At 40.9% G+C, this 5,106-nt stretch carries 5 protein-coding genes; 2 read left to right on the top strand and 3 right to left on the bottom strand.

Going from position 1 to position 5,106, the window contains the following annotated elements:
• A partial coding sequence (locus QMD82_05455) for a hypothetical protein (GenBank protein MDI6851365.1) occupies positions 1-1,268 on the top strand: 1,268 nt, incomplete at its 5' end.
• Positions 1,268-2,476 carry a glycosyltransferase N-terminal domain-containing protein gene (locus QMD82_05450; GenBank protein MDI6851364.1) on the top strand — a complete coding sequence of 403 codons (1,209 nt, stop codon included), beginning with the start codon at positions 1,268-1,270 and terminating at the stop codon, positions 2,474-2,476. The genes QMD82_05455 and QMD82_05450, both read left to right, overlap by 1 nt.
• On the opposite strand, the gene ispE is transcribed toward QMD82_05450, so the two are convergent.
• The 3 genes from ispE to trpS are packed head-to-tail and all read right to left on the bottom strand — an operon-like array spanning position 2,444 to position 5,066.
• Positions 2,444-3,295, bottom strand: a complete 852-nt coding sequence (ispE, locus tag QMD82_05445; protein ID MDI6851363.1) for a 4-(cytidine 5'-diphospho)-2-C-methyl-D-erythritol kinase — start codon at positions 3,293-3,295, stop codon at positions 2,444-2,446. The two genes, QMD82_05450 and ispE, sit on opposite strands and share 33 nt — an antisense overlap.
• A complete protein-coding gene (locus QMD82_05440; GenBank protein MDI6851362.1) occupies positions 3,289-3,897 on the bottom strand; it encodes a riboflavin synthase in 609 nt (202 codons plus the stop codon). Before QMD82_05440 ends, ispE begins: the two co-directional genes overlap by 7 nt.
• Complete coding sequence (gene trpS / locus QMD82_05435; protein ID MDI6851361.1) at positions 3,888-5,066, bottom strand: tryptophan--tRNA ligase; 1,179 nt, start codon at positions 5,064-5,066, stop codon at positions 3,888-3,890. Before trpS ends, QMD82_05440 begins: the two co-directional genes overlap by 10 nt.
• Positions 5,067-5,106: the final 40 nt, after the last annotated feature.

The following is a 5,106-nucleotide window of genomic DNA, read 5'->3' as shown; positions in this document are numbered from 1 at the left end:
TTCATTTAAAACAGGAACTGGTCCCTTTGCCTCTCATAATACAGGAAGCTACTCTTCTTGAATTGGATATTCTTGAATTGAGGGAAGCGGTATTGAGGGAAATGAGTTCTAACCCTCTTATGGATATCGATAAGTATAGCGATTATAAGGTTTTGGCTGCCAAGTATGAGGATTTAACGAAGCTGGCCGAAATAATGGAAGAAAATGTGGAGTGGCATGGAGAGGATGAAGAAGGAGATTTGAAGGTCCGTCGAGACGAGCTTATACCTGCTCAGGAAGTGAGTGCGTGGGAGAAGTTGGAAATTCAAATTGATTCTTATTTTGATGATGAAAATGAAAAGAGGATTGCCACTTCCATTCTTGAGCACCTCGATGGTTTTGGATATCTTGATAAGGATCCCGAGGTTTTGTCCAAAGAGCTCGGGGTTAGTTTAGATGATTTTGAAAGAATACGGAGGACAGTAATTGAGTTTGAACCCTTTGGATGCGGGTGTCGGGATTTTAACGAATTTGTTCTGCTTCAAGCTCAAGATAAAGGTTATTCGATTTCCCCTTCTGAGGTACAGGATTTTTTGAAAAATAACGAGGAATTCAGGAAAAAACTTATACCTTACCCTTTTTTCCAGGAAGAGGTAGAACGTACACGCTATGTGATACCAGAACTGATTTACAAATATGTTGAAGGAAAGTTAACTTTGTTTGTCAACGAAAACTTCTACCCTCAGGTTCACATTTCCAAGGATTATCTCCTTCTTCTCCAGGAGCCATCTCAAGACGAAAAGACGAGAAAATATCTTGAGGAAAAGTATAAAAGAATTGAGAGGCTTTTGGAGAGTATTCTAAAGCGGAAGAACTATCTAAGGAAACTCGGAGAGCTTATTCTGGAATACCAAGAGGATTTTTTAACGGGGAAGACCAATAGACTCAGGCCCATTACCCAAGTTGAAGCCAGCAAGAAGCTTGAAATGCCCATATCTACTTTAAATCGGTTGTTAAAGAACAAATTTGCGGACACCCCTCGTGGTATTTATTCTCTTAAGTTCTTCTTTCATAGACCTTTTGGCAAAGGCAGTTCTTCTTCAATCTCTACCGAGGATTTAGAGGACAAGGTAAAAAAAATTATAGAGTCAGAGGATAAGAATAAACCTTACACTGATGAGGAGATTGCAAACCTGCTCAGATCGTCGGGCATTAAGATTTCGAGGAGAATGGTAACCAAGTTGAGAAATAAACTGGGAATTCCCGATTCAAGGCAAAGGAAAAATTAATGGACATCTTACCCTTATACCAGTTAGTTTTTTATTTGCCTCAGCGATTATTCTCGCCTCTGAAGATTGATGAGATCCCAGAAGGTGAGGTGGATATCTGGGTACACTGCTCCTCTCTCGGAGAGGTAATGGCAGCCAAACCGCTGGTTGATTGTTTCTTAATGAGACAACTAAGGGTTTTGATGACGGTATTTACATCTTCTGGATCCAATAAAGCGCAGGAATTGTGGAAAGGGAAGGTAAAGATTCTGCGTTTTCCTCTTGACTCTTATTTTCATTTAAAAAAAATAATTGACAGGACAAAGCCAAAAATCTTTGTTAATTTGGAAACGGAACTGTGGCCCAATTTGCTTACGTTAATTGGAAAGAATAATATCATCGCCTTTCTTGTGAACGGTAGGATTTCCGAGCGAAATTTCAGGAAGTCCCGTTTGATAAAGGGAACTTATAAAAGACTTTTGAAATCTTTTGTGAAAATTTATGCGCAGACTGAGGAAGACAAGGAAAGGTTTATCAAACTTGGAGCGAGGGAAGAGCAAGTTGAAGTTGCAGGAAATATAAAAATAGACTCCATAGGTACAAGTCTGGAAGGCTTTAAAAGGGAAAACCTTGGAATTGGCGATGGCGATTTTGTAATTCTCTTTGGAAGTTTGAGAGAAAAGGAAGAGAGGCACGCTGTTCGGGTAATTCAAAAAGTTTTAAGCATGTCCAATGTTGTAAGGGTTTTTATCGCCCCCAGACATTTAAATAGAGTTGCGCCCATTGCATCTCAACTCTCTTCCTTGAATATAAATTTTGCCAGGTGGAGTGAGAGTGGGTCTGGATCGAAAGGGGTGGTGATTATAGATGTGCTTGGGAAATTAAGGAGCTTTTACAACATCGCAGACCTTGTGGTAATGGGCGGCACTTTTGCCCCTTATGGCGGTCACAATATTATGGAGCCGGTATCTGCCGGTAAGGCAGTCATTGTGGGCCCTTTTTACGGGAATATCAAGAAGGAGGTTGAGGAACTTAAGGAGCGAAATGCTGTTTTTGTGTTAAAAACTTCTGAGGAACTACTGGATAAGATTATTGAACTTATGGGAAAGCGTGATTTGCTAAGGGAGGTTGGTGAGAGGGCTACAAAATGGCTAATTTCAAAGCAGGGAATATCAAGACGAATCTGCGAAGAAATTTTACTCCATCTCGAGAAAAGCGGTAGGGGTTAATACCTCACCGAAATTTTCAATAAGAATCATTCTCTCAAAGATTCCGTAGACCGCACTACCTGAACCACTCATTGATATTACCTTAGCGCCAAGAGAACTCAGCATGTCCATAACTTTCTGAACCTGGGGATAGCTTGCAATTACAACGGGTTGAAAGCTGTTCTCTATTTCCATCAATCCGTCAAGGTCGTTTTCTTTTAATGCTTCCGCAATTTTATAGGCCTTTCTATAAGCTTCCGGGAATTTGTGCAATGTTCCCATGCGGTCAAACTCAGCATAGGCCCAGCTGGTTAAAACCTGGCAATCTGGAAAGCCCAAAATAAGGGGATAATTGAAAGCAGAATGGAAAGGCTCAAGTATTTCGCCTCTTCCAGTTGCTATCGCAGCATTTTCTTTTAGCAAGAAGAAAGGCACATCGGAGCCAATTTGCTCGCCGATTTTTATTATCTCCTCTTGAGAAAGATTAAGACCTCTCTTCTCATTTAAGTACTTTAAAAAGTATGCAGCATTTGAGCTGGCTCCGCCAAGTCCCGAACCAACAGGGATGTTTTTCTTTATCTCAATTTTATAGTTTATCGGAATTTTAAATTGCTTTTCTATGGCGTCTTTTACTTTGTAAAGAATGTTGTCCTTGGTGACGGCAGCCCTGCCGTAGCAAACAACTTCAAAGGTTTCAGAAGGGTAGATTGTAAGGGTATCATAAAGGCCTATTTTATGGAATACGGTAACGATGTTGTGATAGCCATCACTTCTTTTTTCGGTAATCCAGAGGCCTAAGTTGATTTTGGCATACGCTTTTATAACATCGTATTCTACCATTGGGCTTTGCCCCTTAACAGTTTTTCTGTATATTTGGCTATAATGTCAAATTCCAGATTGACATAATCACTTTCTTTTAAAATTCCGAGGGTTGTGTTGGTCAGTGTGTAAGGAATTACGGCCACCTTGAAGGTTTTTTCCCTAACATCAAAACATGTGAGGGAAATTCCGTTTACTGCAACGGAGCCCTTTTCTACTAAGTATTTCATATAAGATGGGTCATGGACCCTGAAGATGAAAGTACCACTCTCCGAACTTATTTCCTTTGAATAGATTTCCCCTGTACAATCCACGTGCCCGAGTACGATGTGGCCTCCCATGAATGAGGATGGTGTAAGAGCTCTCTCTAAGTTGACTTTTAATCCCTCTCTCAGAGTTTTGCTAAAATGAGACCTGGAGAGAGTTTCCAGGCTCATGAAGACTGTAAATATCCCTTTACCGACATCTTCGGCGGTTAGGCAAACACCATCCACAGAGATGGAGTCTCCATTTTGGATTTTAAGAGAAGAGCTTATCTGAATCCTTGTTCCCCCTGAGGTCCTCTGAATCCTTTTTATTTCACCGATTTCTTCTATGATTCCTGTGAACATAATTACTGCCAAAGTTTCATCTTTTCTCTGACAATTTCCATTGTTTTCTGAACTTCTTCCCTTGCCTTTTGCGAACCTTCTCTGAGAATGTCGATCACACGACTTTTATCTTTTTCGTATTCTTTTCTTTTTTCTCTTAAGGGCTCTAAATACTGATTAGCCTTTTCGTAGAGCCTCTTTTTGCAGTCGACACAACCGAGGGCTCCGCTCTTGCAATTCATCTCAATTTCTGAAACTTCCTCTTTGTTAAAAGCCTTTTGCATTAAGAAGATGGGGCAGTTTTCGGGGTGACCGGGATCATTTTTCCTTATCTTTGCTGGGTCTGTGTAAGAAGACATAATCTTTTTCTTCAATGTTTCAGGGTCTTCCGATATAAGAATTGTGTTGTTGTAGGATTTTGACATTTTTCTTCCATCCGTTCCGAGGATTTTTGGAAACTCGGCGAGGAGAGGTTCAGGAATCGGAAATACCTCGCCATAGGTGGAGTTGAATTTCCTTGCCAGCTCCCTTGTTATCTCCAGGTGAGGCAACTGATCTTGTCCAATGGGGACGTAGTGAGCTCTGTAGATTAGTATGTCTGCCGCCTGGAGAACGGGATAGCCAAGATGCCCATAGGATATAAGGTTTCCGTAAGTCAATTCCTCTTCCGAATCTACAATGCCGTGGTGAGTGAGCTCTTCAAGGAAATTGTCTTTAAGTTTACTTTTTAGGAGAGCGATCCTGTCCTCTTCACTTTTGCTACCGATGTTTTGGCTTTCCTCAAGAAATTTATTAATCACCGCTTCGGCGAAATCGTCAAAGGCCCTTTTTTTGGAAGCTATCTGTGATGCTTCAACGTTTTGCAGATATTCTTTGAGGGTGGGATTTCTCAGCAGTCGCGATATGGTAATGAGCATGGAAAATAGAAGGTGAAGTTCAGCGTGTTCTTTGACAGCAGATTGAACGAATATAACCGACTTTTGGGGGTCAATGCCTACAGTTAGCCAATCAATGGCCATGTCAATTATGTTATCCTGTAGATCGGAGGTATCGGTTTTCGTTGTAAGAACGTGCCAATCAGCAATTTCGTAGAAGCATTCGTATTCATCCTGCAGTCTTCTCCAGTTTTCAAGGACACCCAAAAGATGTCCAATGTGCAGTTTGCCCGTTGGTCTATTGCCTGATAGTATTCTCTTTTTCATGGTTTAATTTTCCGAAAAATATTGCAAAAAGTATAAAGGC

It is taken from the genome of bacterium, from assembly GCA_030019025.1.
In the GTDB taxonomy this organism is placed as follows: domain Bacteria; phylum Hydrothermota; class Hydrothermia; order UBA1063; family UBA1063; genus UBA1063.
Note: the sequence above shows the minus strand (reverse complement) of the source record. Positions and strands in the feature narration are given on the sequence as shown.